Source organism: Rahnella sp. Larv3_ips, assembly GCF_003697865.1.
Lineage (GTDB): Bacteria > Pseudomonadota > Gammaproteobacteria > Enterobacterales > Enterobacteriaceae > Rahnella > Rahnella rivi.
The window spans coordinates 341,705-366,803 of sequence record NZ_MJIB01000021.1 but is presented as its reverse complement, the minus strand read 5'-3'; the positions used below and the strand labels follow the sequence as shown (position 1 = coordinate 366,803).

The window sequence follows — 25,099 nt, the reverse complement described above, 5'->3', positions numbered from 1 at the left end:
CGCTAGGAAGATAATGTTCTGATTAAGTTGGAGAAATCTTCTTTGATGTCGTGACTTTCTTCACGCAACTGCTCGATTTTACGGCAGGCGTGCAACACCGTGGTATGGTCCCGACCACCGAACGCATCGCCGATTTCTGGCAGGCTGTGGTTGGTCAGCTCTTTCGCCAACGCCATCGCCATCTGGCGTGGGCGGGCTACCGAACGGGAGCGCCGTTTGGAAAGCAGGTCAGCGACCTTGATTTTATAATATTCGGCCACTGTTTTCTGAATATTATCGATAGTGACCAGCTTCTCCTGCAGCGCTAACAAATCACGCAGCGCTTCACGCACGAAGTCGATGGTGATCGCACGGCCGGTAAAGTTGGCGTTCGCGATCACGCGGTTCAGTGCGCCTTCAAGCTCACGCACATTAGAACGCAGACGTTTGGCAATAAAGAAGGCCACTTCACCCGGCAGACGGATATCATTCTCGTCAGCCTTTTTCATCAGGATCGCCACGCGGGTTTCTAACTCAGGCGGCTCGATCGCGACCGTCAGACCCCAGCCGAAACGGGATTTCAGACGATCTTCCACACCGTTGATCTCTTTTGGATAACGATCTGAAGTCAGGATGATCTGCTGATTGCCTTCCAGCAGGGCATTAAAGGTGTGGAAAAACTCTTCCTGTGAACGTTCTTTATTCGCAAAGAATTGAATGTCATCGATGAGCAACGCATCGACGGAGCGATAGTAGCGTTTGAACTCTTCGATGGCATTGTTTTGCAGCGCTTTGACCATGTCCTGCACAAAACGCTCGGAGTGCATGTAGACCACTTTTGCATTGGCTTTACGCGCCATAATGCCGTTGCCGACCGCGTGCAGTAAGTGGGTTTTACCCAAGCCGGTGCCGCCATAAAGGAAAAGCGGGTTGTACGCGCCACCCGGGTTATCTGCCACCTGACGCGCCGCCGCGCGGGCCAGTTGGTTAGACTTACCTTCTACGAAGTTGTCGAAAGTGTGTTTCGGGTTGACGTTAGAACGGTAAGACAACTCTGGTTGTACCGGCGAGCTGTCCCAGCTTGGACGGGAAGGTGCGAGGCGCGGAATAGCCGGTGCTGCCTGCGAACTGACGCTGGTGGCCACGGGCTGGCTGACGCGCTGAATCAACGGCTTACTGCCCACTTCAAAACGCAGCAACGGGGCATTCGCTCCACAGAAATCGTTAAGCAAGCCGTTAATATTATTTAAGTATTTGTCGCGAACCCAATCCAGGACAAAACGATTCGGAGCGTAAAGCGCCAGCGTATTGTCGTTGAGTTCCGCCTGTAGGGGGCGTATCCACATACTGAATTCTGTGGCAGGTAGTTCATCCTGCAAACGGGCAAGACATTGCTGCCAAAGCGAAAGTGACACGGCGGACTCCACTCGAACAAGATCAAAAAAGAAAAGGATCAGGATATTTTTTAAATCATGATTTTTGACACACGCTCCGCCCGTTGAATGGGGGAAATTTCTTTCACCACCCTGTCAGTGGCGTAAAGTCACGTGCGAACCGCTTTTTGCGGTTTTTGTCGACGGCATCCCGGCTGGGATCGCGATCGGAATGGCGGATCATAACGCAATCCGACACAGAGATCCTCCCCTTCCTGACAGTTTAGATCCTTTTTATCCACAGGCAGCGGTCGGCAAGTGGGTAAGCTTAGCCGATCCTTTTATAATTAGACGATGTAATCATCACTCTGGTGAAAAAATAGGACTCCGCTGAGGCATTTTTCATCAGTTTGCGCGCAAGATCTCAGCCCTGTGGATAAGGATCGCCCGAGGATCCTTGCGATTTATATCAGAGTCCGTATAATTCTCAGCCCTATGTGTCAAGCCTGTGTTCCTGATGGTCATAACCAGATGGATTTGCGGTGTGACCACAGGCCATTCTGGTAAACATTTGGACCCTTTCTGGCAATCTAAATTGACTCAGGACTGTACAGTTATTACAATCCCGCTTCTTTATATGTTGCGACAAGGGCATCGGTCGTATTTTCGCCGACATGTCTTCGCGTTTACTGATCAGTAATAATTTAAGTTTAGGTAGAAATCGCTATGAAACGCACTTTCCAACCGTCCGTATTGAAGCGCAACCGCACCCACGGTTTCCGTGCTCGTATGGCAACCAAAAATGGTCGTCTGGTTCTGGCCCGCCGTCGTGCGAAAGGCCGTACTCGTCTGTCAGCTGCTTCCAAGTAATAAAAGCTAATCGAATTAGTGGTTAAGCTCGCTTTTCCCAGGGAGTTACGTTTGTTAACTCCCCGTCATTTCACTTTCGTCTTCCAGCAGCCACAACGGGCTGGCACGCCGCAAATTACGATACTCGGCCGCCTGAACGAGCTGGGGCATCCCCGCATCGGTCTTACCGTCGCAAAAAAACACGTCAAACGCGCTCATGAACGCAATCGGATCAAACGCCTTACCCGCGAGAGTTTCCGACTGAATCAGCATGCGTTGCCGGCGATGGATTTTGTGGTAGTAGCCAAGAAGGGTGTCGCCGATTTAGACAATCGCGCGCTGACGGAAGCGTTGGAGAAATTATGGCGTCGACATTGCCGACAGGCACCCGCATCCTGATTAAACTGATACGTGGTTATCAGTTGTTCATCAGTCCTTTGCTCGGGCCGCATTGCCGCTTTCGACCAACCTGCTCTCAATACGGTATTGAAGCAATTGGTCGTTTTGGCGTGTTAAAAGGCAGTTGGTTGACTTTGAAACGCGTATTAAAATGCCATCCTTTGAACCCAGGTGGTGATGACCCCGTACCGCCGAAAACCGACAATAACAGAGAACTCTAACGATGGATTCGCAACGCAATCTTTTCCTCATCGCTCTGCTGTTCGTGTCTTTCATGATCTGGCAGGCATGGCAAACGGACCACGCTCCGCAACCGGCCAACCAGACCACGCAACAGACTGCGAACACTGCAAACGGTGATGCTGCTAACCAGGCTGTTCCTGGTAGCGGACAGGGCAAATTAATTACAGTTAACAGTGATGTGCTGTCATTAACAATCAACACCCGTGGTGGCGACATTGAGCAGGCTCTGCTGAAGGCTTACCCTACGACGTTGGGTTCTGACCAGCCATTCCAGTTGCTGGAAACCACTCCTAATTTCATCTATCAGGCACAAAGCGGTCTGACAGGTAAAAACGGTCCAGATAATCCGGCGAACGGCGAACGTCCTCTGTTCCAGACCAGCTCGGATACCTTCACGATGACCGAAGGTCAGTCTGAACTGCGCATTCCGATGACTTATACGGCGGCAAACGGGGCGATTTACACCAAAACCTTCGTGATCAAACGCGGTTCTTATGCGGTTAACGTTGAATACAACATCAACAACACCACATCTACCCCGCTTGATCTGACGATGTTTGGTCAGCTGAAACAAACCACCGATTTGCCTAAGCACCGTGATACCGGAAGCAATAACTTTGCTCTGCACACGTTCCGCGGCGCGGCATACTCCTCAAGCGATGACAAATATCAGAAATACGCGTTCGATAAGAGCGAAGTGCTGAATGTCACCACTCAGGGCGGTTGGGTTGCAATGCTGCAGCAGTACTTTGCGACTGCATGGATCCCGTCTGCGAAAGACACCAATACTTTCTTCACCACCACCAATAACGGTATCTCAACGATTGGCTTTAAAGGCACGCCGTTTACCGTTGCACCAGGTGCGCAGCAACAAGTTGCTTCCATCTTGTGGGTTGGCCCGGAAATTCAGGACAAAATGGCGGCTATCGCGCCTCACCTGGATCTGACGGTTGACTACGGTTGGTTATGGTTCATCTCTCAGCCACTGTTCAAACTGTTGAAATTCATTCAAGGGTTTGTCGGTAACTGGGGCTTCTCGATCATCGTAATCACCTTTATTGTCCGCGGTATCATGTACCCACTGACCCGCGCACAGTACACGTCGATGGCGAAAATGCGTATGCTGCAGCCGAAACTGGCCGCCATGCGTGAACGTATCGGTGATGACAAACAGCGCATGAGTCAGGAAATGATGGCGCTGTATAAGTCTGAGAAAGTGAACCCGCTGGGCGGTTGTCTGCCGCTGGTTATTCAGATGCCTATCTTCCTGGCACTGTATTACATGCTGTCTGGTTCCATTGAATTGCGTCATGCGCCGTTCATCCTGTGGATCCATGACCTGTCAGCGCAAGACCCGTACTACATTCTGCCGGTTCTGATGGGTATCACGATGTTCTTCATTCAGAAGATGTCGCCGACTACCGTCACTGACCCGATGCAGCAGAAGATCATGACCTTCATGCCGGTCATCTTCACCGTGTTCTTCCTGTGGTTCCCGTCTGGTCTGGTGGTGTACTACATCGTCAGTAACCTGGTTACCATTCTCCAGCAGCAGCTGATTTATCGCGGGCTGGAAAAACGTGGTCTGCACAGCCGCGACAAGAAAAAGTCATAAGTTAATGTCAGGGCGGGTTTCGTCCTGACAGCTAAACTTGGTGATAAAAAGACAAAGGCGGTCATTTGACCGCCTTTTGCATATCCGTAAAAAGACCAACAGAGAAAATTGCTATGAGCACCTCAGATACCATTATTGCCCAGGCAACGCCCCCCGGCCGCGGTGGTGTGGGCATTTTGCGCATTTCCGGCCGTGCGGCGCGTGATGTGGCACAGGCTGTCTTAGGTAAATTGCCAAAGCCGCGTTATGCCGATTATCTGCCGTTTCAGGATGCAGACGGCAGCACGCTGGATCAGGGCATCGCGCTGTGGTTCCCCGGCCCAAATTCCTTTACCGGCGAAGACGTGCTGGAACTGCAAGGCCACGGCGGGCCGGTCATTCTCGATTTGCTGCTCAGACGCATCATCGCGCTGGAAAACGTGCGTATTGCGCGTCCGGGCGAATTCTCTGAACGCGCTTTCCTCAACGATAAGCTCGATCTGGCACAGGCCGAAGCGATTGCCGATCTGATTGATGCCAGTTCAGAGCAGGCCGCGCGTTCAGCGGTGAACTCGCTTCAGGGCGCATTCTCTAACCGTATTCATCATCTGGTGGAAGCACTCACTCACCTGCGGATCTTTGTCGAAGCGGCTATCGACTTCCCGGATGAGGAAATCGACTTTCTGTCCGACGGTAAAATTGAAGCCAAACTCAATACGGTGATGGGCGATCTGGACGCGGTGCGCGCCGAAGCGCGTCAGGGCAGCCTGCTGCGTGAAGGGATGAAAGTGGTGATTGCCGGGCGTCCGAACGCCGGAAAATCCAGCCTGCTGAATGCCTTAGCTGGCCGCGAAGCGGCGATCGTGACCGATATTGCCGGGACGACCCGCGATGTGCTGCGCGAACATATTCATCTTGATGGTATGCCATTACATATCATCGATACCGCCGGTCTGCGCGAAGCCATCGACGAAGTTGAGCGCATTGGTATCGAACGTGCCTGGAATGAGATCGAACAGGCTGACTTAGTGCTGTTTATGGTCGATGGCACGACAACAGCCGCCACTGAACCTGCGGATATCTGGCCGGAGTTTATGGCCCGCCTGCCTGCCACATTGCCTATCGTGGTGGTGCGTAATAAAGCCGATATCACCGGCGAAGCGCTGGGTCAAACAGAAGTGAATGGTCACTCACTGATTCGCCTTTCCGCCCGTACCGGGGATGGCGTCGATTTGCTGCGCGATCATCTGAAACAGGTCATGGGCTTTAATCACAATATGGAAGGCGGATTCCTTGCCCGCCGCCGTCATCTGCACGCACTGGAAGACGCAGCACAACATCTGGTTCAGGGCAAAGATCAGCTGTTAGGCGCCTGGGCGGGGGAATTGCTGGCGGAAGAACTGCGGCTGGCACAGCAGTCGCTGAGTGAAATCACCGGCGAATTCACCTCCGACGATTTGCTGGGCCGTATTTTCTCGAGTTTCTGTATCGGTAAGTGATTTCTTCTTCGCCGAAACACAAAAACCCACATTGCAAAATGTGGGTTTTTTATTGTCTTCAGTGCGACGCGGATTACCACACTTTATAAACGCGGCCTGTCTGGGCACCTTCGACACTGCGTCGGTAGGCTTTTGCCACTCGTGCGGCCGGTGCGGCGTCGAAGCCGGGGAAAAACGGACCGTAACTTTTCAGCGATTCTTCGACAACCGTCGGGCTGACTACGTTGATACGGATCCCGCGCGGCAATTCGATGGCAGCGCCGCGCACGAAACCTTCCACAGCAGCATTCACCGTGGTGGCGTTGGCACCCTTACGGATCGGTTCCTCGGCGATAATGCCGCTGGTCAGGGTGATCGAGCCGCCATCATGCAGGAAGTGCTGGCCGATCAGACCGATGCGCACCTGCCCCAGCAGTTTGTCTTGCAGACCGGTGTTGAACTGTTCAGCCGTCATTTCGGTCAACGGGCCAAAATGCAGACTGCCGGTGGTCGCGATGATCGCATCCAGTTTACCGGTATGGTTGAAAAGCGCTTTGACGCTACTTTCATCGGTGATATCCACCTGAAAATCCCCGTGAGTCTTCCCCGCTGTGACCACGTCATGATTTGTCTCAAGCTCGCTGACCACGGCTTTGCCTAATGTTCCCGTCCCGCCAATCACTAAAATTTTCATCATGTGCTCCTCAGTTGGTGACAGGAACATCATTGACCAAACTTCAGGTTAGATATATAGAACGATTATTCACTCTGAACTAACCACAGGTTAGCAATATGGATAAATTACGGAATATGGAAGTCTTCGTCACCGTGGCTGAAACCGGAAATTTCAGCGCGGCGGCGGAGAAGCTGGGGATTTCTGCCGTGATGGTCGGCAAACATATTCAGCAACTGGAACGGCATCTGAGTACGCGTCTGGTGCAGCGAACCACGCGTAAGCAGAACCTGACCGAAGCGGGCGCTGTTTTCTACGAGAACAGTAAACGCGTCCTGGAGCAGGTGAAGTGGGCAGAAAGTACCGTGGAAGGGCTGCAAACCGCCCCCAGCGGGCTGCTGCGCATCAGCGCGCCGGTGTCGCTGGGGGCGAACGTGGTATCGCCTTTACTTGCGCGCTATCTGGAGGCATTTCCGCATGTGCAGGTCGAGCTGACACTGAGCAACGCCCGTGTGGATTTGATTGAGGAAGGGTATGACGCGGCGATCCGCATCGGGCCGGTGGGTGATGACCGGCTGGTCGCGCGACCAATGAAGCCTTATGAAATGGTGATTTGTGCCACGCCTGCCTACTTAAAAAAATTTGGAACACCCGCCACGCCGGAAGAACTGAAAAATCACTCATGTCTGATCCATGCCGTCTGGAATCACAGCGACGGCTGGAAGCTGACCAACACCGACGGCAGCACCTCGAAATGGCCGCTGTCCGGCCGCTATATTTCCAACGACGGAAACGCTCTGCGCTGCGCCGCCTTGCAGGATGCCGGACTGCTGCTGCAACCAAAGGTGTTACTGGCCGACGATCTGGCTTGCGGACGGATGGTATCGGTGATGGAGGATTTTGTCCCCGTTCCCAGACCCATCAGTCTGGTCTATCTGCCCGATTTCAGGCCGCGCCCGAAGCTGACCAGTCTGATCACCTTCTTTGCGGAACAGGCAGATTACTGACCGCTCTGGCCTGATGTGGTGGTGAGTTTACGCATCGCTTTCACCTGCGCGGCACTGACCGCTCCGGCCTGGTTTCCCCAGCCATGGCGGATAAAGGTCACCACGTCGGCAATCTCCCGATCGTCCAGCCCGGCAGAAAAGCCCGGCATTTTAGCCGCTTTCGTGTCGAACTGCGTCGCGGGTGCCGGTGAACCGTTCAGGACAAGATTGATAAGCGAGGAGGGATCGTCGCTGACCACCACCGGATTTTGCGCCAGCTGCGGATAACGGCCACGTTCGCCCTGCCCGCTGGAAAGATGACAATCAAGGCAGTTATCCAGATAAACCCTGGCACCAGGCACCGTGCTGTCTTCTGCCTCCAGCGCGATGGTCGTCGCATTATCATTAACCTGCGCGCGATAATTGCCGTCAGCCGGCAGTGATTTCAGGTAAACCGCAATCGCCTGGCGGTCAGTATCGCTGAGATATTGCGTGCTGTTGTGGATAACCTCAGCCATTGAACCAAACGCCGTCGCCCTGTCGGTGTGCCCGAGTTTCAGAAACTGGCTGATTTCCGCTTCGTTCCATTGCCCGAGCCCGGTTGTCGCATCTGCCCGTAAATTGGGTGCATGCCAGCCATCCACCGTCCCGCCGGAAAGATAATCCTGTGAAGTCTGATCCAGCGCCTTCTCCTGATACCCCAGACCGCGCGGCGTATGGCAGCTGCCGCAGTGCCCTAACCCCTGCACCAGATAAGCACCTCGGTTCCAGTCTGCGGTTTTTTGCGGATCGGAATACCCGATTTGCTGCACGGTAAACAGACTGTCCCATACCGCCAGCGGGAAGCGCACGCTCAGGGGGAAAGGGATGTCGCTGTCGCGATTTTTCTGGCTGACAGCCGCCACCTGATAGTGGAAAAATGTATATAAATCAGCCATATCTGCGTCAGTGATTTTACTGAAAGAAGGATAAGGCATCGCCGGATACACATGATGGCCATCCCGGGCAATGCCCTGACGTAATGCGCGACTGAAGTCATCTTCTGAATAGCTGCCAATACCGGTGGCGACGTCCGGGGTAATATTGGTGGTGTAAATGGCCCCCAGCGGCGTCAGCATTTTCAGGCCGCCGGCAAAAGGTTTACCGCCAGGTGCGGTATGGCAGGCGGCACAATCTCCGGCACGCGACAGGTATTCGCCCCGTTTGATTTGCGCAGGATCCGGGCTGGATGCTGCATGAGCGCCGGTAAACATCAGGCAGATCATCATGATAAATCCGCCCTGTATCGCTTTCATTCATCTTCTCCCGCCGTGCCAGTGCGTTAAGTGTGCGACGGTTCCGGCCAGATTGCCGGATATATCGCGCAAAATTAAAAAAGCCCGGCGGTAAAATGCCGGGCTGAAGGGGGCAGCGCAAAAATCAGCGGATCCTGCTTTAGAGGATCACAACTTAAACCCGGCAACCACGGTTTGCAGCTGAACGGTTTGATCCTGCATCGCCTGTGCGGCGGCTGACACCTGTTCCACCAGCGCAGCGTTTTGCTGGGTGGCGTTGTCGAGCTGGGTGATCGCGACGTTCACCTGCCCTATACCGAGGCTTTGCTCCTGACTTGACGACATAATTTCATTCATCAGCGTCGCCACGTTATTCACACCGCCCATGACTTCATCCATGGTGGAGCCCGCCGTCGCCACCAGCTGGCTGCCGGTGGCAATATCCGCCACCGAGTCTTCAATGAGTTTCTTAATTTCGCGGGCAGAGGTCGCTGAACGCTGCGCAAGGCTGCGCACTTCGGATGCCACGACCGCAAAACCACGCCCCTGCTCACCGGCACGGGCCGCTTCCACCGCCGCATTCAGCGCCAGAATATTGGTCTGGAAGGCGATGCCGTCAATCACGCTGATGATATCGACGATTTTGTGTGAAGAACGGGTGATCGACCCCATCGTTTCAACCACCTGTTTCACCACTTCCGAGCCTTTTTCAGCAACGGCAGAGGCTTCGCGCGCCAGCTGGTTGGCCCCTTCCGCGTTAGCGGCATTCTGTTTCACCGTGCTGGTCAGCTCTTCCATTGACGCGGCCGTTTCAACAATTGAACTGGCCTGCTCCTCGGTACGTGCGGAGAGATCGAGATTTCCGCTGGCGATCTGCCGTGATGCAGAGGTAATGGCCAGACTGCTGTCGCCGACCTGACGGAGGATCGTTTGCAGGAACGACAGGAAACTGTTGAAGCTCTGATTGATGTCATTGAATTCCGGACTGCGGCTTTCCGGTAAGCGACGGGTAAGATCCGCGCCCCCCGCCGAAAGCTGGCTGATATTTTTATGCAGCGCAGAAAGCTGACGCATGAACATCTTGATGACCACAATCAGTACAATCAGTAACAGCAATACCATCGGGATTTGCACCATGCCAAGGCTGGCAAGAATACTGTGCGTGCGCGTCAGCAACTGGCTGGTCGGCATGTCCGTGACGATGTACCACGGTCCCTGAATTTTGCTCATGAACATCGTGTGAGACGTGCCGTCGCTGTCGTAATCAGTCATCAGTTCGGGCTGGTTATCTATCTGGTCAAGGCTCTGACGGATTTGTGCCACCAGCGCTGACTGTTCGCCTAATGAAGCCAGCTTTGGCAGTTTTTCATCGCTGGCGTGGCTGGTGCCAACGATGGTGCCGTCCTTCTCAACGATATAAATCTTACCGTTAACCTTCTTCTCCATCGCGATCACCAGCTGGTTAAAGAAGCCCAGCGTGACGTCAATGGTGGCAACGCCCCATTGCTTGTCGCCTTTATAAATCGGCATGGCGCAGTTAGTGCGCGGCTGCGTGCTGGCATCATCGAAATACGCCGGTGCCCAGACACACTGTCCTTTTTGGCCTTTTGACGCCGCCAGATACCAGGACTGATCAAAGTAGTTAGGTGATTCAGCGCTGTTCCAGAAGGTGTTAACCGTCAGGAGATTATTATTATTGCGTGCAAAAAAGGTGCTGAATTTGATTTTTGCGGGATCGCGCTGATTCGGCAACGGCCAGATGCCGCCGCCAAAGACAGCAGAATCACCGTACTGATCGACCAGCGCGGGCAGCAGGCGATCGATACTGTCGCTGTCCATTTGTGCGACAGTTTGCGTGATGGTACGGACCTGTGATTCCACTTTATTCAGGCGATCGTTAATCGCGATCGCCACATCCGCCACCTGACTGGCAACCAGCTTACTCTCGGTTTGTTTCAGTTGGGGTGCGATAAAGACCTGGATAACAATGAGCGTAACGATGATCAGCACAATAAAAAACAAGCTGATCAATGCGATAAAGCGAGATTGTGTTGTTTTTAACATTTTAGGGTACTCACCGGCAAAGCAGCGAGATCGCTGCTTAAATACTAACGGCATTTTCTGATGTTTCTTTATGTTGCTATAGTAGATATATCTGGTGGTCAGATCATCCGGGTGAAAAACCAGAACATCGTGTTGATGAGATCTCTTCTCACCATGAGGGTAAATACGTGATAGCGCTCACTAAAACGTTATGAAAATCTTTCTGAAAAGTAAAATAAGTGTGGTGTGCCGCGGGTTTTAATCAGTTTTTAATGATTTCTCTTAATGTTATTCTTATCTGATATTGAGAAAATATGGTCGAACCATTAATCATGGAGTGAACAATGGCGTGCCATTTTGCAAGATGGGCAGTAACGGATGCAGAACCTGATACTCACCGGGTGCCCAAAGACATCGTATTATCCGCAAGAAACCTTTCCGAAAAACAGCGCCGTCGCTTTCTGAACGGGCGCGTTCTGCTCGCAGAAATGATTTTCTATCTTTACGGCATCCCCGAACTGCCCAACGTCATTACCTTGCCCAGCGGTCGCCCAAGTTTTGAATCTTCTGATCTTCCCGATTTCAGCCTGGCCTATGCCGGGAGTACGGTCGGCGTATTGATCAGCAGCGAAGGTAAAGTGGGGCTGGATCTGGAAATCATTCATGCCCGCAGTGCGCTGGTTAATCCTCAGCAGCAGGAGCAGTTGTCCGCCGTCGAGAAAACCTGGATTGCCATGCAGTCCGATCCCATCGAGTCTTCATTGCAGTTGTGGTGCATCCGTCAGAGCATGTTGAAAATGTCCGGGATGAATGAGCAGAATCCGCTGACGCTGAGTCTGAATCCTGCCTCGGGGCGATTACGCTCGACCGTGACGCCGGAGGCGCAGGTGATGAGCGACATCGAAGGGCCGATCACCTGGGCGTGCGCGCAGTCGCCGTCGATAATTCGTTTGCAGTGCTGGCGTTATGAACCGGAAAATGGCTTTACCCGCACGCAAACCCTGTCAGTTGATCAGCAATCCGAATCACCGCATTACATGAAATTCATCAGCCTGCCGCCTGCTAAATAAAACTTCACCTATGTTTTCATTAACCTTATATATCGCCATGTCGTTTTTCGTTTAAGGTAGAACCCAAACGTTATCCATAACAGGAGTTAACCATGTCAGCTCAGCCACTGAAGTTTGTCACACTGTTAGGTAGTCTTCGCAAAGGGTCTTATAACGCGATGGTCGCCCGCTCGCTGCCGAAAGTCGCGCCAGCCGGTGTCACGATTGAAGCGCTGCCGTCGATAGGGTCTGTGCCGCTTTACGATGCGGATATTCAGCAGGAAGACGGGTTCCCGGCCGATATCGAGGCCATTGCGGAACAAATCCGTCAGGCCGACGGGGTGATCATTGTGACGCCGGAATATAACTACTCGGTGCCCGGTGGTCTGAAAAACGCTATCGACTGGATTTCACGCCTGCCTGACCAGCCTTTAGCCGGTAAACCGGTACTGATCCAGACCAGTTCAATGGGACCGGTAGGCGGAGCACGTTGCCAGTATCATCTGCGTCAGATTCTGGTTTTCCTGGATGCGATGGTGATGAACAAACCTGAGTTCATGGGCGGCGTGATCCAAAGCAAAATCGATGAGCAGACCGGTGAAGTGATTGATCAGGGGACGCTGGATTTCCTCAAAGGCCAGCTCACTGCCTTTGCGGATTACACGCACCGCGTCAGCAAATAACTCTCTGTCTCAGAAATGCAAACAGCCCGCAAATGCGGGCTGTTTTTTTTATCGTGACAAAAATCAGTGTGCGTCGACAAACGCGATTTTCAGCACGAACAGTAAGGCCACCACGACCACGCACGGGCTGATTTCTCTCCAGCGGCCGGTGCCCAGTTTCATCACCACGTAAGAGATGAAGCCCAGCGCGATACCTTCGGTGATCGAGAAGCTGAACGGCATCATCACTGCGGTCACGAACGCCGGAACGGCTTCGGTCAGGTCATCCCATGACACGCGCGCCAGACTAGACGTCATCAGCACGCCGACATAAATCAGTGCACCGGCGGCCGCGTATTCCGGCACCATACCCGCCAGCGGGGAAATGAAGATCACCAGCAGGAACAGTAAACCGGTCACCACTGCCGTCAGGCCGGTACGCCCGCCCACAGACACGCCAGAGGTGCTTTCGATGTAAGCCCCTACCGAAGATGTGCCGATGAACGCGCCCGCCACAGAGGCCACGCTGTCAACGTACAGCGCCTGCTTCATCTGCGGGAATTTGCCCTGCGCATCCGCCAGACCGGCTTTGTCGGTCACACCGATAAGCGTACCGGAGGAGTCAAACAGGTTCACCAGCATGAAGGAGAAAATGACGCCCGCCAGACCGATGTTCAGCGCACCTTTCAGATCCACCTGACCGACAACGGTGGTGATACTTGGCGGCATCGACCAGAATCCGTTGTAGTGCACATCGCCAATCATCAGGCCAATGCCGGTGGTAACAATGATCGACACCAGCACAGAGGCGTGGAAATTACGCGACGCCAGCACGGCGATAATAAAGAAGCCCAACACACCCAGCAGAACGTTGTGTGAGGTCAGGTTACCAATGGTCACAATGGTGTCCGGATTTGGCACAATAATTCCGGCATTTTTCAGCCCCATCATGCCGATAAACAACCCGATACCGGCGGTGATCCCCACACGCAGGCTGACCGGAATATTGGCTATCATCCAGTAACGGATACGGAAAATGGTCAGCAACAGCAAACCCACCGCGCCCCAGAAAATCGCGCCCATCCCGACCTGCCAGGAAACGCCCATCGCGCCCACCACCACAAATGCAAAGAACGCATTCAGCCCCATTGCCGGTGCCAGCGCGACAGGCAGATTAGCGATCACGCCCATCAGGATGCTGCCGAAGGCGGCAATCAGACAGGTGGTCACAAAGACGGCCTGTTTATCCATGCCCGCGACACCCAGAATCTGCGGGTTCACGAAAACGATGTAGACCATGGTCAGGAAGGTGGTTAAACCGGCGATAGTTTCAGTGCGAACCGTCGTACCGTGCTGGGTCAGTTTAAACAGACGCTCAGCCAGTCCTTTACCACCGGTCGCATTGCTGTGTGGTGTGCTCATGTGTGAGTTCCAAAATGGGGGAAAAACAATCGGGGGGTATCCTAAGGATTTTAGCGGAAAAGCGCCAGCACTGGATGGGGAGGATTACATCACTCGTTCGGGCCGGATTCCATAACTCACATCAATGTATTCAGAATAAACACGCAACCACCTGAATAAGTTTTACGCTCTGCCGTTCAGGCAACTCAGGGAAGCGTTCAGACACTGCATAAATCCGGCACAGGTCGTCAACCCGGGGACCTGCGCGCCTGATGACCGCCAATATGTCACGTCCGCAATGACATATTGGCGATGAATCAGTCTTCGGAAGTGATCTGATGATAAGCCTGCATGCGTTTTTCCAGCTCGGTGAGCGAGCGCAGACCATCCGCCAGCGGCAGGATTTTATCGTTGAAGATTTCCAGTGACCACGGCCCGCTGAAGCCTTTTTGATTCAGCGTACTGACAAAATCCACCAGCGGTAAATCGCCTTGTCCGGGATAGCAGCGGTAACTGCGGCTCCATTGCTGTACGTTCATGTCTTTGAAGGGCGCGTCGGCCAGTTGCAGGAAGCTGATTTTATCCAGCGGAACCTCGTCCAGACGGTCGAGATTATCGCCGACGGCCAGCACGTGAAAGCTGTCCAGTACAATGCCCAGCGCCGGGTGATTGACCTCACGCACGCGATCCCAGGCCTGCAGATAGCGGTTAACGTGTTTCCCCCACGCCAGCGCTTCGTAGCCGATGCGGATAGCGTACGGCTGCGCCATGTCGGCCAGGGCAGCCAGATCGGCAATCTGTACCTCGCGTTCGGCAGAGCTGTCGGCGTCGGTGTTGCTGCACACCAGCAGATGATCGCAGCCCAGTTCGCTCATGAGATCAAACTGACGCCGGGCGCTGGCGAGTTTTTCAGGCCGTTTTTCCGGCGCGACGCCTTCAAAATCGCGAAAAGGTTGCAGCAGGAAGATACGCAACCCCAGAGAATCCGCCAGATTGCGGATAGCGACCGGTTTGACCGGGTTTTTCAGTAAATCATCTTCAAAAATTTCCACACCATCAAACCCGGCAGCGGCAATCGCCTTCAGTTTTTCAGGCAGGGTGCCGGGCACAGAAACCGTCGCAATGGAACGTAATCGGGAAGTTGCAGGCAAAATAGCGTCCTTTTTATCAGGTTTCGGTTCTTACAGTAGTGGACCCTGAACCCTCGTTCGTCAAGTGTTGCGGGCAGGTACGCACGGATTGTCGCCAGGCTGATTGTAACCGGGCGAATCAATGGTTAATCTCTGGAGCGTAAATGTGGTTAACGATGAGGGTAAGACGCTGAGCAGCCAAAGTTCCCCGGCGCCGGGACGTAAAAATGATCCGATAGGCCTGAAGCAGCGCATTTTCGACAGCGCACTGGCTGAGTTCGCCGAATCGGGCCTGATGGGCGCGCGCATGGAAAATATCGCCGCCAACGCCAACACCACAAAACGCATGGTGGTCTATCACTATAAGACCAAAGAAGCGCTGTATTTGCTGGTGCTGGAGCACGTGTACCGTGAGATCCGCCAGCATGAGCTGGCGCTGGATTTATCGGCGTTTCCGCCGGCAGAAGCCATCGTGAAGCTGGTGGAAGCCAGTTTTGATTTCCACGTCTCGCATCCGGAATTTATCCGTATTGTCTCCACCGAGAACATGCTGCGCGGGCGTTTTATCCGTCAGTCCACCAGCATTCGTGAGATCAATAAATCCGCGTTAACTTTGCTGGAAGATATTCTGGAACGGGGAAAGCAGAGCCATCTTTTTAAAGATGATGCGCAGGCGCGCGATGTGCACCGGCTGATCAGCAGTTTGTGTGTTCACCAGGTGGCTAATCAGTACACCTTCGGCGCGTTATTTGAAAATCCTGATGAAGTGGATTTACAGGTCGCGCATTATCGCCAGCTGGCGGTCATGGTGGCACTGCGATACGTCATGAAATAACCCGCTGATCGGACAGCAAAAAGGCCTCAACGGAGGCCTTTTTCATTGGGACTGTGTCACCGACCGGTTACTCTTTTTTCTCTTTGCTGTCGGTCAGTAATTTATCCAGGGCATCACCGCCGACGTGACGGAAATCCTGACCTTTCACGAAGTAGAAGATGAATTCACAAATGTTCTGACAACGGTCACCGATACGCTCTATAGAGCGGGCGCAGAACAGCGCAGTCAGCACGCTCGGAATCGTGCGTGGATCTTCCATCATGTAGGTCATCAGCTGACGCACGATGCCTTCATATTCCTGATCCACTTTTTTGTCTTCGCGGTAAATACGCACGGCTTCGTCGAGATCCATGCGCGCAAACGCATCGAGCACGTCATGCAACATCTGCACGGTGTGGCGGCCCAGTGACTCCAGGCTGACCAGCAATGGCTGATGCAGATGAGAGAATTTTTCCAGCGCGGTACGGCAGATTTTATCCGCCACGTCACCGATGCGTTCCAGCTCGGAAATGGTTTTGATGATCGCCATCACTAAGCGCAGATCGCTGGCGGTCGGCTGGCGCTTGGCAATAATGCGCACGCAAGCTTCGTCGATCGCCACTTCCATCATGTTCACTTTGTCATCACCTTTGATGACCTGCTGCGCCAGCTCCGCGTCCTGATTGTGCATCGCGGTGATAGCGTCCGTCAGTTGCTGCTCAACCAGCCCGCCCATTGCCAGCACCTGAGTGCGGATGTGTTCAAGCTCTGCATTGAACTGGCCGGAAATATGTTTATTTAAGTTCAGGTTATCCATTTTTCTTACCTCAACCGTAACGGCCAGTAATGTAATCTTCGGTCTGTTTACGCGCTGGCGAAGTGAACAGCGAGTCAGTGTCGCTGTATTCGATCAGTTCGCCCAGATACATAAACGCAGTGCGGTCTGAACAACGCGCAGCCTGCTGCATGTTGTGCGTCACAATCACTACCGTGTAATCGGATTTTAATTCGGTAATGAGCTCTTCGATACGGCCCGTGGAAATCGGATCCAGCGCCGAACAAGGTTCATCAAGCAGCAACACATCAGGGCGGATCGCGATACCGCGCGCGATACACAGACGCTGTTGCTGGCCGCCTGACAGGCTGTAACCGCTCTGGTGCAGCTTGTCTTTGGATTCATTCCACAATGCCGCTTTGGTCAGCGCCCACTGCACGCGCTCGTCCATATCGGTACGGGAAAGTTTCTCAAACAGACGCACACCAAAGGCGATGTTGTCATAAATCGACATCGGGAACGGCGTCGGTTTCTGGAACACCATGCCAACTTTGGCGCGCAGCAGGGCGATATCTTGCTTATCGACCAGAATGTTTTCGCCGTCGAGCAGGATTTCGCCTTCCGCGTGTTGCTCAGGATACAGCTGATACATTTTATTGAACGTGCGCAGCAGCGTGGATTTCCCACAGCCTGACGGGCCGATGAAGGCGGTGACTTCGTTCTTGGCAATATCCAGGGAAATATTTTTCAACGCGTGGAATTTGCCGTAATAAAAGTTCAGATCGCGAACCTGAATCTTGCTGTTGGATGCGTCAGTCATTCTCAGACATCTCTCTTATTCGTGCGCCGCATCGCGACGCAGGGAAAACAGTGAGGCCAGCCGACATCGCCTGCCCTCAATAATGAATTATTGTTTTTTCTGCGCGAAAATCACACGCGCCAGAATATTCAGCAACAGCACGCAAAGCGTAATCAGCAGCACGCCCGCCCACGCAAGTTGTTGCCATTCACCGAACGGGCTCATCGCGAACTTAAAGATGGTCACCGGCAGGTTGGCAATCGGCTGCATCATGTCGGTGCTCCAGAACTGGTTGGAGAGCGACGTGAACAGCAGCGGCGCGGTTTCACCGGCGATACGGGCAATCGCCAGCAAAATACCGGTGATAATGCCGGAAACCGACGCTTTCAGCGTGATGGCCGAAATCATCTTCCACTTTGGCGTACCCAGTGCGTAAGCCGCTTCACGCAGGCTGTCCGGCACCAGTTTGAGCATGTTTTCGGTGGTACGGATCACAATCGGGATTTGCAGCAGCGCCAGCGCCAGAACGCCCGCCCAGCCGGAGAAGTGCCCCATTTTCGCCACCATGATGGTGTACACAAACAGGCCGACGACGATAGATGGCGCAGAAAGCAGAATGTCGTTGATGAAACGAATAAACTCCGCCAGCCAGGATTTACGGCCATATTCAGCCAGATAAATCCCCGCCATCACGCCCAGCGGCGTACCGATCACGGTCGCCCACAGAATAAGTAATCCGCTGCCTGCGATGGCGTTCGCCAGACCGCCGCCCGCGGTATTCGGAGGCGGGGTGTTTTCGGTAAAGAGCGCCAGCGACATGCCGTCTACGCCTTTCACTACGGTCGTAAACAGGATCCACACCAGCCAGAACAGACCGAATGCCATGGTCATCATCGACACCATCAGCGCCAGACGGTTCTTCTGGCGACGCCATGCCTGGCGTTTACGGCGCGATTCCAGCAGTTCAGGTGTGCTTTGCATTTCGAGTGTCGTCATCTTAACGGCCCTCTTTCTTAGCCAGGCGCAGAATCATCACTTTCGACAGCGCCAGAACAATAAAGGTGATAACAAACAGGATGAGGCCGAGTTCCATCAGCGCGGCAGTATGCAGACCGGCTTCCGCTTCAGCGAATTCGTTGGCCAGCGCCGAGGTAATACTGTTGCCCGGCATATACAGCGAGACGCTGTCGAGCTGGTAGGTGTTACCGATGATAAAGGTCACCGCCATGGTTTCACCCAATGCGCGGCCAAGGCCTAACATCACACCGCCAATCACGCCGTTTTTGGTGAACGGCAGCACGATGCGCCAGATCACTTCCCACGTCGTACAGCCAATGCCGTATGCAGACTCTTTCATCATCACCGGCGTTTGTTCAAACACGTCACGCATCACAGAGGCGATGTAAGGGATGATCATGATGGCAAGGATCACACCGGCGGCCAGAATACCGATACCAAAACCGGGACCGGCGAACAAGGCGCCGACGATCGGAATGCCGGAGAGCACGTCACCGACAGGCGTCTGGAAATACTGCGCAAACAGCGGTGCAAAGACGAACAGCCCCCACATGCCGTAAACAATACTGGGGATGGCCGCCAGCAGTTCGATAGCAATACCCAGCGGGCGCTTCATCCAGTTAGGGGCAAGTTCGGTGAGGAATAATGCGATACCAAAGCTGACCGGTACGGCAATCAGCAAGGCGATAATCGAGGTCACCACGGTGCCGTAAATCGGTACCAGTGCGCCGAATTGTTCGTTCGGGGCATCCCAGGTTTTAGTCCACAGGAAGGATAAACCAAACTTTTCGATGCTTGGAAGGGAAGCAATAAACAGCGAGACGATAATACCGCCCAGCATTAATAACACGATCAGCGCAGCCAGTTTGACCAGCGCGCCGAAGATGATGTCACCGTTTTTGCTTGGTGCCTTAATAGCCGGCTTGTATTCAGCCATACCACTCTCTTTTAATTCAGATTTAATTCCCTCCCCGGCCGGAGAGGGAATGAAGCAGAAGACTTGTACTCTATATCAGACGTAAGGTCAGATCCTAGTACAGTGCTTTACCGCTGGAATCTTTAATGTTGGTTTTCCAGGCTGCGCGGATCTGTTCAACAACAGAGTCAGGCAGTGCGGCGTAATCCAGATCGGTCGTCAGTTTGTTGCCGTTTTTGTAAGCCCAGTCGAAGAACTTCAGCACTTCAGTGCCTTTCGCTGCATCGGCCTGGTCTTTGTAAATCAGGATGAAGGTGGTGGAGCTGATTGGCCAGGCGTTATCACCTTTCTGATTCGTCAGATCCTGAGCGAAGGTTTTCTTCCAGTCAGCGCCTTTGGCTGCTGCGCTGAAGGATTCTTCCGTCGGGGAAATCGCTTTACCGTCAGCATCAACCAGTTTGGTGTATGCCAGGTTGTTCTGTTTAGCGTAAGCGTATTCTACGTAGCCGATGGAGCCTGGCAGACGCTGTACGAAGGCCGCGACGCCGTCGTTACCTTTACCGCCCAGACCGGTAGGCCAGTTAACGGTAGAACCTGAACCGATTTTCTCTTTCCACTCGTTGTTCACTTTCGCCAGATAGCTGGTGAACACGAAAGAGGTGCCTGAGCCATCAGCACGGCGAACGACCGCGATGTTGGTGTCTGGCAGTTTCACGCCCGGGTTCAGCTTAGTGATCGCCGCGTCGTTCCACTTTTTGATTTTGCCGAGATAGATATCACCCAGCGTTGCGCCGTCCAGCGTCAGTTGACCGGATGTGATCCCAGGGATGTTTACCGCCAGTACCACACCACCGATTACGGTTGGGAACTGGAACAGGCCGTTTTTGTTCAGATCTTCTTCTTTCATCGGCGCATCAGAGGCACCGAAATCGACAGTCTTGGCGATAATTTGTTTCACGCCGCCGGAAGAACCGATGCCCTGATAGTTCACCTGGTTGCCGGTTTCTTTCTGGTAAGCATCCGCCCACTTGGCGTAAACAGGGGCAGGGAAGGTACCGCCAGCACCAGTCAGATTACTGGCAGCGAAAGCAGACATTGCTGTGAGGGAAAAAGTCGCTGCTACAAAACCGGCGACGGTGTTACGCATCAATTTCATGTTCCACTCCTGGTGGTTTTAAACTTCCCGACTTAATGTCGACGTTAATTAAAGTGTTTGGCACAGGAGGAAAATAGGACAATTAGGTGACAGTAAAATGTACGTTATATGACAGTTTTATGACAGCGGTCACAATTGGACCGAAGTGGGCAATCCAGAGGAAACAGGGGATGGTTTTGGGGGTAAAACGGGCTTTCAGGGCGATTATTGATCGGAAACCGAATGTTCGATACGCCTGAACAACTCACTCCGCTCCTCGCCGGTTAACTCGCGCGATTCCCCCGGCGGCAGCGCGGCAAGATGGATATTCATGATCCGCACGCGCTCAAGCCGTGTGACTTCATAGCCAAAATATTTCGCCATGCGGCGGATCTGACGGTTAAGCCCCTGCACCAGGGTAATACGAAAGACGTCATCTGATTCTTTGATCACTTTACAGGCTTTCGTTACGGTTCCCAAAATCGGGACACCGGCGCTCAGACCGAGAATCAATGCGTCGGTCACCGGTTTGTTAACGGTCACCACGTACTCTTTTTCGTGATCATTACCGGCGCGCAGGATCTTATTCACTACATCGCCGTTATTGGTCAGCAGAATCAGCCCGTGCGAATCTTTATCCAGACGCCCGACGGGAAAAATGCGCTGGCTGTGACGGATGAGCAAACCAATGTTATCCGCCAGACCGTCATCCATTGTGGTGATGATCCCCACCGGTTTGTTCAGGGCGATCAGCACCAGGTCATCCTGGTCGCGCAGCCCGATCTGTTGGCCATTCACGTTCACCACATCACCCGGAAATACTGGCGCGCCAAATCCCGCCTGCTTATCGTTGATAAAGACCAGCCCCTGCCCGACGTAACGATCGGCGTCACGGCGCGAACACATGCCGCTATCGCTTATGTATTTGTTAATTCGAACGGAAGGAGTGGTCAGCATTCAGCAGTGCCTTTCAGTTAAAGGCGGACTATACCCTGTTGCTGCTCAGAAATAAAAAAAGCGCCCGCAAGGGGCGCTAGCAACGGAAGGAGCAGAGTCTTATTCTACCGTGACGGACTTCGCCAGGTTACGTGGCTGGTCTACGTCAGTCCCTTTAATCAGCGCGACATAATAGGACAGCAGCTGTAGCGGAACGGTGTAGAAAATCGGTGCAACAATCTCTTCAACGTGAGGCAACTGGATGATTTTCATGCCTTCGCTGTCGGTGAAACCGGCATTCTGATCGGCGAAGACATACAGCAGGCCACCACGGGCGCGCACTTCCTCGATATTCGACTTCAGTTTTTCCAGCAGTTCATTATTTGGCGCAATCACGATCACCGGCATATCGGCGTCAATCAGCGCCAGCGGGCCATGTTTCAGCTCGCCAGCAGCATAGGCTTCTGCATGAATGTAAGAGATCTCTTTGAGCTTCAGCGCACCTTCCATCGCGATCGGGTATTGATCGCCACGACCGAGGAACAGGGCGTGATGCTTGTCAGAGAAACCTTCTGCCAGAGATTCGATGGTTTTATCCAGCGATAACATCTGTTCAATACGCGCTGGCAATGCCTGAAGTGCATGAACAATATCGTGCTCAACCTGAGGCGCCATGCCTTTCAGACGGCCCATACGCGCTACCAGCATCAGCAGAACGGTAAGCTGAGTGGTGAACGCTTTGGTGGAAGCCACGCCGATCTCAGTGCCCGCTTTGGTCATCAGCGCCAGATCGGATTCACGCACCAGCGAGGAACCGGCAACGTTACAGACAGCCAGAGAACCGAGATAACCCAGCTCCTTAGACAGGCGCAGTGCAGCCAGCGTATCAGCCGTTTCCCCGGACTGAGACAGCGTGATGATAAGGCTCCCCGGACGCACGGCGGATTTGCGATAGCGGAATTCGGAGGCGATTTCCACATCACACGGCATGCCGGCCAGCGCTTCGAACCAGTAACGCGCGACCATGCCTGAGTTATACGACGTCCCGCAGGCGATAATCTGAATGTGCTGAACGCGTGACAGAATATCGTCAGCTTTTTCACCCAGTTCGCTCAGGTTCACTTCACCGTGGCTGAAACGTCCTTCCAGGGTGTTTTTGATTGCCAGCGGCTGTTCGTAAATCTCTTTCTGCATGTAGTGACGGTAAACGCCTTTATCACCGGCGTCATACTGCACTTTAGATTCAATTTCTTCGCGCTCAACGGCATGACCATTTTTGTCATACACGCTGACAGAGCGACGTTTAACTTCTGCCACATCACCCTCTTCCAGGAACAGGAAGCGGCGGGTAACAGGCAGCAGCGCCAGCTGGTCTGAAGCGATGAAGTTTTCACCCACGCCACGGCCAATCACCAGCGGGCTGCCGGAGCGCGCAGCGACCAGAACGGACGGATCGCGTCTGTCCATCACGACGGTGCCGTATGCGCCACGCAGTTGTGGGATAACACGCTGAACCACTTCCAGCAGCGTGCCGCCCTGAAGTTGTTCCCAATGCACCAGATGCGCGATCACTTCGGTATCCGTTTCAGAATCAAAACGGTAACCGCGCTCGATCAGCAATTCACGCAAAGGCTCGTGGTTTTCGATGATGCCGTTATGCACAACCGCAATATAATCAGATACATGAGGATGGGCATTCGCTTCTGAAGGTTCGCCGTGCGTTGCCCAGCGGGTGTGAGCAATGCCGGTGCCGCCGTGCAAGGGATGTTGATCCAGTGCATCAGCCAGCATCTGTACTTTGCCGACACGACGTAAACGCCCCATCTTCCCTTCCGCATCAATCACAGCCAGACCGGCTGAGTCATAACCGCGGTATTCGAGACGGCGTAAACCTTCTAACAGAATTTCAGCAATATCGCGTTGCGCTACTGCGCCTACAATTCCACACATCAGTTTTATTCCTATTGAAGGTCTTTCGGACCTTTTTTGATGCCTGACCTGATTTATCCGCGAGCCCCGTTTTCCGGTGTACCTGCGGTTCCCCGAGCCTTGTAGAAGTTGGGGATTATTATGTAATGCTTATTATTTCTTCACCGGTTTTTGCCAGTCAGGTTTATGCACCTGAGGCACCCGGCTTAACAGTAAACCGTTGTCGGGAACATCGCGCGTGACAGTGGTGCCCGCCGCGATGGTCACGTTGTTACCGATACTCACCGGCGCCACTAACTGGGTGTCAGAACCGACGAAAACATCGTTACCAATAATCGTTTTGCTCTTGTTCACGCCATCGTAGTTACACGTGATGGTGCCCGCGCCGATATTCACGTTATCGCCGATATCAGCATCGCCGAGATAGGAAAGATGGCCGGCTTTAGAGCCTTTGCCTAAACGTGATTTTTTGATTTCAACGAAATTGCCGACGTGGGCATTTTCAGCCAGCTCAGCGCCGGGACGCAGACGGGCAAATGGCCCGACCGTGCAGCCGCTTTTCAGCACGGCGTCTTCGAATACGCTGTAAGGGCTGATTTCGCAGTCATCGCCGATGACGCAATTTTTCAGCACGCAGCCAGCGCCGATTTTGACGCGGTCGCCCAGTTTTACGTGGCCTTCGATAATCACGTTTGTGTCGATCAGCACGTCGATACCGTGAGACAGTTCGCCACGCAGATCAAAACGCGCCGGATCCATCAGCATGACGCCTTCCAGCAGCAGACGCTCGGCCTGTTCGCTCTGATATACGCGCTCGAGACGCGAAAGTTGCAAACGGTTATTTACGCCATCCACTTCGCTGTTGCGCGCAGGATGTACGGTAGCGATCTGGTGACCTTCCGCATGCGCCATCGCAATAATATCGGTGATGTAGTATTCACCCTGCGCATTGTTGTTGTTCAGTTTGCTCAGCCAGCGTTTCAAAGAGGCACCGTTAGCCACCAGGATGCCGGTATTGATTTCCTGGATTTTAAGCTGTTCTTCGCTGGCATCTTTCTGTTCGATAATCCCGGTCACCGTGGCGTTTTCACGCACAATCCGGCCATAACCGGTGGGGTCTTCGAGCACAACGGTCAGTAAGCCAATGCCACCTTCCGGTTTCGCTTTGAGCAATTTTTCCAGCGTATCGACCGAAATTAACGGGACATCGCCGTACAGCATCAGCACATCTTCATCATCGGCAAAGAAAGGCGCTGCCTGTTGCATTGCGTGGCCGGTGCCCAACTGCTCCGCCTGCAATACCCAGTTCAGATCACTGCCTGCCAGATTTTTCTTCAGCAAGTCGCCACCATGGCCATAAACCAGGTGCACGTTTTTCGCCCCCACCTGAGTGGCCGCGTCAATAACGTGTTGCACCATTGGCTTACCCGCCAATGAATGAAGAACTTTAGGAAGGTTGGAGTACATGCGTGTCCCCTTGCCTGCGGCAAGGATCACGACACTCAGTGCGCTGTTCGACATAGGTAACCTGACAAATCCAATTTGAGTGACAAAAGTAACCCGTTCAATGGTCGGATTACTACATATTTCGCTTCAAAAACCACCCGCAGGCCGCAGCCTGTAAGGGTTGTACACGCTATAGACT

General features: G+C 53.5%; 21 protein-coding genes and 2 pseudogenes. 9 read left to right on the top strand and 14 right to left on the bottom strand.

Features of this window, described 5'->3' with window-relative positions; genetic code table 11:
* Nucleotides 1–2 precede the first annotated feature (2 nt).
* Complete coding sequence (dnaA, locus tag ED901_RS21185; protein ID WP_056775918.1) at nt 3–1,394, bottom strand: chromosomal replication initiator protein DnaA; 1,392 nt, start codon at nt 1,392–1,394, stop codon at nt 3–5.
* Between the two features lie 684 nt (nt 1,395–2,078).
* Between dnaA and rpmH the strand changes: the two genes are divergently transcribed.
* From rpmH to mnmE, 5 genes are all read left to right on the top strand, one after another.
* The gene (rpmH, locus tag ED901_RS21175; RefSeq protein ID WP_072158100.1) at nt 2,079–2,222 is read left to right on the top strand and encodes a 50S ribosomal protein L34; all 144 of its coding nucleotides are present in this window, start codon (nt 2,079–2,081) and stop codon (nt 2,220–2,222) included.
* A gap of 18 nt (nt 2,223–2,240) precedes the next feature.
* Entirely contained in the window at nt 2,241–2,600 is a 360-nt protein-coding gene (rnpA, locus tag ED901_RS21170; RefSeq protein ID WP_072158101.1) for a ribonuclease P protein component, read from the top strand.
* Entirely contained in the window at nt 2,564–2,821 is a 258-nt protein-coding gene (gene yidD, locus ED901_RS21165; RefSeq protein WP_072158102.1) for a membrane protein insertion efficiency factor YidD, read from the top strand. The genes rnpA and yidD overlap by 37 nt, the downstream gene beginning before the upstream one ends.
* A 2-nt stretch (nt 2,822–2,823) precedes the next feature.
* The gene (gene yidC, locus ED901_RS21160) at nt 2,824–4,458 is read left to right on the top strand and encodes a membrane protein insertase YidC (RefSeq protein ID WP_056775922.1); all 1,635 of its coding nucleotides are present in this window, start codon (nt 2,824–2,826) and stop codon (nt 4,456–4,458) included.
* Between the two features lie 113 nt (nt 4,459–4,571).
* Nucleotides 4,572–5,936, top strand: a complete 1,365-nt coding sequence (mnmE, locus tag ED901_RS21155; RefSeq protein WP_122097134.1) for a tRNA uridine-5-carboxymethylaminomethyl(34) synthesis GTPase MnmE — start codon at nt 4,572–4,574, stop codon at nt 5,934–5,936.
* Nucleotides 5,937–6,009: 73 nt separating this feature from the next.
* Here mnmE and ED901_RS21150 read toward each other — a convergent pair whose 3' ends face one another.
* Entirely contained in the window at nt 6,010–6,609 is a 600-nt protein-coding gene (locus ED901_RS21150) for a short chain dehydrogenase (protein WP_122097133.1), read from the bottom strand.
* A gap of 98 nt (nt 6,610–6,707) precedes the next feature.
* On the opposite strand from ED901_RS21150, the gene ED901_RS21145 reads away from it, so the two are divergent.
* Nucleotides 6,708–7,595, top strand: a complete 888-nt coding sequence (locus ED901_RS21145; protein ID WP_122097132.1) for a LysR family transcriptional regulator — start codon at nt 6,708–6,710, stop codon at nt 7,593–7,595.
* Here ED901_RS21145 and ED901_RS21140 read toward each other — a convergent pair.
* Both ED901_RS21140 and ED901_RS21135 read right to left on the bottom strand, forming a co-directional pair.
* Nucleotides 7,589–8,869, bottom strand: coding sequence for a cytochrome c (locus ED901_RS21140; RefSeq protein ID WP_240993993.1), 1,281 nt, complete (start codon nt 8,867–8,869; stop codon nt 7,589–7,591). The genes ED901_RS21145 and ED901_RS21140 overlap by 7 nt on opposite strands.
* 147 nt (nt 8,870–9,016) lie before the next feature.
* On the bottom strand, nt 9,017–10,912 hold the full coding sequence (locus ED901_RS21135) for a methyl-accepting chemotaxis protein (RefSeq protein ID WP_122097576.1): 1,896 nt from the start codon (nt 10,910–10,912) through the stop codon (nt 9,017–9,019).
* Between the two features lie 323 nt (nt 10,913–11,235).
* Here ED901_RS21135 and ED901_RS21130 point away from each other — a divergent pair, with 323 nt between their 5' ends.
* Together ED901_RS21130 and ED901_RS21125 are read left to right on the top strand one after the other, a co-directional pair.
* On the top strand, nt 11,236–11,961 hold the full coding sequence (locus ED901_RS21130) for a 4'-phosphopantetheinyl transferase superfamily protein (RefSeq protein WP_122097131.1): 726 nt from the start codon (nt 11,236–11,238) through the stop codon (nt 11,959–11,961).
* Nucleotides 11,962–12,053: 92 nt separating this feature from the next.
* Nucleotides 12,054–12,623, top strand: a complete 570-nt coding sequence (locus ED901_RS21125; protein ID WP_122097130.1) for an NADPH-dependent FMN reductase — start codon at nt 12,054–12,056, stop codon at nt 12,621–12,623.
* Between the two features lie 63 nt (nt 12,624–12,686).
* On the opposite strand, the gene ED901_RS21120 is transcribed toward ED901_RS21125, so the two are convergent.
* Both ED901_RS21120 and ED901_RS21115 read right to left on the bottom strand, forming a co-directional pair.
* Nucleotides 12,687–14,024: an NCS2 family permease gene (locus tag ED901_RS21120; protein ID WP_056775940.1), complete on the bottom strand. Its 1,338-nt coding sequence runs from the start codon at nt 14,022–14,024 to the stop codon at nt 12,687–12,689.
* 326 nt (nt 14,025–14,350) lie between these two features.
* Nucleotides 14,351–15,154, bottom strand: a pseudogene (locus ED901_RS21115) (sugar phosphate isomerase/epimerase family protein); the annotation flags it as partial.
* A gap of 121 nt (nt 15,155–15,275) precedes the next feature.
* Here ED901_RS21115 and ED901_RS21110 point away from each other — a divergent pair.
* Nucleotides 15,276–15,968, top strand: a complete 693-nt coding sequence (locus ED901_RS21110) for a TetR family transcriptional regulator (protein WP_122097128.1) — start codon at nt 15,276–15,278, stop codon at nt 15,966–15,968.
* Between the two features lie 67 nt (nt 15,969–16,035).
* Here the strand turns inward: ED901_RS21110 and phoU are convergent, their stop codons facing one another.
* From phoU to glmU, 8 genes and pseudogenes are all read right to left on the bottom strand, one after another.
* Complete coding sequence (phoU, locus tag ED901_RS21105; RefSeq protein WP_056775944.1) at nt 16,036–16,764, bottom strand: phosphate signaling complex protein PhoU; 729 nt, start codon at nt 16,762–16,764, stop codon at nt 16,036–16,038.
* A 10-nt stretch (nt 16,765–16,774) separates the two neighbouring features.
* On the bottom strand, nt 16,775–17,542 hold the full coding sequence (gene pstB, locus ED901_RS21100) for a phosphate ABC transporter ATP-binding protein PstB (protein WP_013577692.1): 768 nt from the start codon (nt 17,540–17,542) through the stop codon (nt 16,775–16,777).
* 87 nt (nt 17,543–17,629) lie between these two features.
* The gene (gene pstA, locus ED901_RS21095; protein ID WP_122097127.1) at nt 17,630–18,517 is read right to left on the bottom strand and encodes a phosphate ABC transporter permease PstA; all 888 of its coding nucleotides are present in this window, start codon (nt 18,515–18,517) and stop codon (nt 17,630–17,632) included.
* A 1-nt stretch (nt 18,518) separates the two neighbouring features.
* The gene (gene pstC / locus ED901_RS21090; RefSeq protein WP_056775946.1) at nt 18,519–19,475 is read right to left on the bottom strand and encodes a phosphate ABC transporter permease PstC; all 957 of its coding nucleotides are present in this window, start codon (nt 19,473–19,475) and stop codon (nt 18,519–18,521) included.
* 94 nt (nt 19,476–19,569) lie between these two features.
* Nucleotides 19,570–20,610 carry a phosphate ABC transporter substrate-binding protein PstS gene (gene pstS / locus ED901_RS21085; RefSeq protein ID WP_122097126.1) on the bottom strand — a complete coding sequence of 347 codons (1,041 nt, stop codon included), beginning with the start codon at nt 20,608–20,610 and terminating at the stop codon, nt 19,570–19,572.
* A gap of 210 nt (nt 20,611–20,820) precedes the next feature.
* Nucleotides 20,821–21,546, bottom strand: a pseudogene (gene rluF, locus ED901_RS21080) (23S rRNA pseudouridine(2604) synthase RluF); the annotation flags it as partial.
* A gap of 99 nt (nt 21,547–21,645) precedes the next feature.
* Nucleotides 21,646–23,475 (bottom strand): glutamine--fructose-6-phosphate transaminase (isomerizing), encoded by a 1,830-nt coding sequence (gene glmS / locus ED901_RS21075; protein ID WP_122097124.1) that lies wholly within the window; start codon nt 23,473–23,475, stop codon nt 21,646–21,648.
* 132 nt (nt 23,476–23,607) lie between these two features.
* The gene (gene glmU, locus ED901_RS21070) at nt 23,608–24,975 is read right to left on the bottom strand and encodes a bifunctional UDP-N-acetylglucosamine diphosphorylase/glucosamine-1-phosphate N-acetyltransferase GlmU (RefSeq protein WP_122097123.1); all 1,368 of its coding nucleotides are present in this window, start codon (nt 24,973–24,975) and stop codon (nt 23,608–23,610) included.
* Between the last annotated feature and the right edge of the window lie 124 nt (nt 24,976–25,099).